Source organism: Pseudomonas sp. P4_C3 (genome assembly GCF_056402075.1).
Map to the genome: position 1 here is coordinate 1 of NZ_JBFUIC010000407.1, position 3,225 is coordinate 3,225.

4 protein-coding genes and 4 pseudogenes are annotated in these 3,225 nt (G+C 55.4%); 4 read left to right on the forward strand and 4 right to left on the reverse strand.

The features are described 5' to 3' along the window. On the forward strand, positions 1 to 271 hold a 271-nt coding region (locus AC1DVH_RS28485), incomplete at its 5' end, for an acyl-homoserine-lactone synthase (RefSeq protein ID WP_477756594.1). A 22-nt stretch (positions 272 to 293) separates the two neighbouring features. Here the strand turns inward: AC1DVH_RS28485 and AC1DVH_RS28490 are convergent. Next, on the reverse strand, positions 294 to 1,022 hold the full coding sequence (locus AC1DVH_RS28490) for an autoinducer binding domain-containing protein (RefSeq protein ID WP_477756595.1): 729 nt from the start codon (positions 1,020 to 1,022) through the stop codon (positions 294 to 296). A 160-nt stretch (positions 1,023 to 1,182) separates the two neighbouring features. Between AC1DVH_RS28490 and AC1DVH_RS28495 the strand changes: the two are divergent. From AC1DVH_RS28495 to AC1DVH_RS28505, 3 pseudogenes are all read left to right on the forward strand, one after another. Continuing rightward, a pseudogene (locus AC1DVH_RS28495) lies at positions 1,183 to 1,335 on the forward strand (helix-turn-helix domain-containing protein); the annotation flags it as partial. 150 nt (positions 1,336 to 1,485) lie between these two features. Continuing rightward, positions 1,486 to 1,752: pseudogene (locus AC1DVH_RS28500) on the forward strand (IS630 family transposase); the annotation flags it as partial. Continuing rightward, positions 1,728 to 1,913 (forward strand): annotated as a pseudogene (locus AC1DVH_RS28505) (IS256 family transposase); the annotation flags it as partial. The pseudogenes AC1DVH_RS28500 and AC1DVH_RS28505, both read left to right, overlap by 25 nt. A 54-nt stretch (positions 1,914 to 1,967) precedes the next feature. On the opposite strand, the pseudogene AC1DVH_RS28510 reads toward AC1DVH_RS28505, so the two are convergent. From AC1DVH_RS28510 to nirD, 3 genes and pseudogenes are all read right to left on the reverse strand, one after another. Further along, positions 1,968 to 2,114, reverse strand: a pseudogene (locus AC1DVH_RS28510) (diguanylate cyclase); the annotation flags it as partial. A 349-nt stretch (positions 2,115 to 2,463) separates the two neighbouring features. Continuing rightward, positions 2,464 to 2,904 carry a CBS domain-containing protein gene (locus AC1DVH_RS28515; RefSeq protein WP_477756596.1) on the reverse strand — a complete coding sequence of 147 codons (441 nt, stop codon included), beginning with the start codon at positions 2,902 to 2,904 and terminating at the stop codon, positions 2,464 to 2,466. 101 nt (positions 2,905 to 3,005) lie between these two features. Then, positions 3,006 to 3,225, reverse strand: a 220-nt coding sequence (gene nirD / locus AC1DVH_RS28520) for a nitrite reductase small subunit NirD (protein ID WP_477756597.1), incomplete at its 5' end; no start/stop codon positions are given.

Consider the following 3,225-nt stretch of genomic DNA (forward strand, 5'->3'; position numbering starts at 1 on the left):
CAACTATGCCGCAGGCAGTGGCCTGGAATCGATCATCACCGTGGTCAGCAATGCCATGGGACGGGTCGTACGCAACGCCGGCTGGCACTACGAAGTGCTGGATACCGGCGAAGCCTCTCCGGGGGAAAAGGTGCTGCTGCTGAACATGCCGGTAACCGAGTTCAATCGTCAGCGGCTGATGTCCAGTATTGCGCGCAAGCAACCCTTGTCATCCACGCAGGCAAGCCAGTGGCCGCATCGTCTGCACATCCGCGACACACCGCTCGGTTAGCCCAAGCGGATCAGCGCCTGAATCAGAGGATGCCTTGGCGCCGAGCCTCATAAACCGCCTGCTTGGCATTGCAGACCTGCAGTTTTCCGGAAATGTTGGACATGTGAAATTTGACCGTACGCTCGGAAATCGCGCAGATCAGCGCGATTTCCCGGTAGGACTTGCCCATCATCACCCACTTGAGCACCCCCATCTCCTTGCCCGAAAGTGGCCCACTCTGAAGTTTGGAAAACAGTTCATCCACCGTCCGCAGGCTCAACAGTCGGCTATGAAAGCGGATCAGTGCCATCTGTATCTGCCCCTGCTGGTCGGCCATGCGGCGATCGAAGTCGGCTTGCTGCCCGCCGTTGCAAAGACTCAACGAACTGAACACTCCACAGGGGTCATGCAGGATAAAGGTGGCGCCGGAGCAGATCCGGTATTGGCTGGAACGTCGAAACAACTCCCGACTCTTGTCACAGGAAACGGCCTGGAGCGCATCACTCCAAGAAAATGGCGCGCAACTTTTAAGGCCGTGTTGAATGATCGGATCGATCAAATGATAGTTGGCTCCCTTATAGGCTTTCAGCCAGGGCGATGGATAATTTGAAACAATAAGGGGAGCCGCTTCACGATTTCGAGGAACAGCAAAGTAGGCATAGCTTAATCCCTGAAGGTCCCCCAACAGGTTTTCAAGTTCGGGTTGTAAACAGACGCTTGAATGACTCTCGTCGGCCGGGACGAAATCAGAGTATTTGAATTGACTATCCATGTTATGAGCTCATTATCCTTCAGGATTACCTCGACTCCGCGGAAACGGCGAAGACAATGCAAGATTTTTCATTATACCTGCCGCGTGAGTGCGTAGCACTGACATACAAGGCGGTTAATTCCGGTACGCTGGCGGGCTATATTCGACTATGACCTAAGGCAAACTCAGCGTTGAAGAACGCGTCGCCATCCAGCTCGGCCAAGCCCAAGGCTTTAGTCAGCGAAGGATCACCTGCTTGATCAACCGAGCGCCCTCGACGGTAAGCCGGGAGCTGCGCCGCAACCAAGAGGCCTGTAGCCGCTATTCGGTACGTACTGGGGGACGCAATGGGCTGCGCTCTTCCAGTGTCCTGTCTCAGAAATAAATTTCTGGCCTGAGCTATGCTTCTGTGGTCAGTCAGTGCCTGGAGTTATCACATGAACTCTCAGGACATCATGCTCAGTGAAGACGAACAAATTGAACTGAGTCGACGAAACGAACCCTTGAGCAAGTCACTCAGCCGCGTATCGGTCAGCCTCGCTGGAGCTGTCGAAGCATGGCTCGAGTCGCCGGCATTTCACCGGCCAGCGTCCAGCGGATATGGGCCGCCAACGACATAAAACCGCACCTGACACGCACCTTCAAGCTGTCCAGCGACCCGAACTTCGAAGAGAAATTCTGGGACGTCATCGGGCTGTATCTGGCGCCTCCCGATAAAGCCCTGGTGCTCTGTTGCGCAAGATCATCAAGACAAGAGGTCACTTTCCAACTGACGATGCAGCGACGAAGCTGATCTGGCTGGCATTACAAAATATCACCGCTAATTGGGGCAGTGCTGCCCATGACTGGAAGAATGCCATGAATCAATTTGCGGTCTTGTACGGAGATCGATTCATCAGGCCGCCCTGGTGAAATAAAGGCCTGCCTGACGGCAGGCCATTACCGGCCCGCACACAAAAAATCTGACACTCTCGTGGCTACAACCAAGCCCGCGGCATCCGGCTCGAACTGGCGAAGCTCACTCAACTTGCTACAGCCCAGATCGAGCAGTTGAGCGATCACCTCGTCATGCCGAAGCAGTTCTTCGTAAGTGATCGGTGATTCCTCCAAGAGATTTCATCTTTTTAAGGACGATGACCTAATCTAAATCAGCTCCAGCCCATACTTCAGCCCACTCCCTGGATGGAGTATTGCTTTTCGACCAGCGAGCAGTTTTTCGAATGGTCTCTTTGTCCCTGTACTTCTGAAGCGCCGAGACAAAAATAACGATTTTGATCTTCCCCCAGCGAAGCTCAACAAACGAATACGCTCCGAGGTATCCATCATGCCGTCCGCCAGCGCACCTATGGAGGCCAGCGTTTCCTGAACTTGCTCACGACTGCGTTGTGCGGTTTCCGACGGGCAGCACATTTGAAAACTTCATGTACTCACAAGCCTTCGGTCCACCCTGCCCCCGGTCGTTTTAATGCCCGCGAATGTAGTGTTCCAGTTGCCGGATCAGCTCGGTCTGCTCGACGATGGCTTCCTTGACCAGATCACCAATCGACAACAGGCCAATCAGTTGGTCGCCCTCCACCACCGGTAGATGACGCAGATGACTGTCGGTCATGACCGCCATGCAACGCTCAATGCTCTGCTGACTGTCTGCAGTCACGACGGGCGCGCTCATGATGGCCCGCACCGGCGTACCGACCGAAGAGCGCCCCTGTAGAACGACCTTGCGCGCATAGTCGCGTTCGCTGATAACGCCGACCACCTGCCCCTCCTCTATGACGGGTAGAGCACCGACATTTTTTTCCGCCATCATCCTCAACGCTTCAAGCACCGTCTGGTCTGGCGCGATGCTATGCACCCGCCGGTTCTGCACGGCCTTGAGCTTCAGCAGTTGTGCGGCTGTTTTCATACGAACCTCCGATACTGTTTGTCATTGATCATCGACTCCGCCGGAGCCTGGCATACATCATTAATTGAATGAGCGCTCAGCCCCCGGCGAAATCCATGGGGTCAGGCCACCGCGACCTCCACCTGGCCTTCGTTCAGCCGCACCGGCCAGACCCGCAGGCGCTGCTGCGGATACTCCAGGCAACTGCCGTCCTCAAGGCGGAAATGCTGTTTGTAGAGTGGCGAGGCAATCACCAGATCGCCCTTGACGCTGCCGATCAGCCCGCGACCGATGACATTCGCCCCGGATTGCGGGTCATGATTATCGATGGCATAGAGGGTC

Bases quoted from the DNA above. Each gene is read 5' to 3' on its own strand.
- AC1DVH_RS28490 (WP_477756595.1), bottom strand. From the start codon at position 1,022: ATGGATAGTCAATTCAAATACTCTGATTTCGTCCCGGCCGACGAGAGT.
- AC1DVH_RS28515 (WP_477756596.1), bottom strand. From the start codon at position 2,904: ATGAAAACAGCCGCACAACTGCTGAAGCTCAAGGCCGTGCAGAACCGG.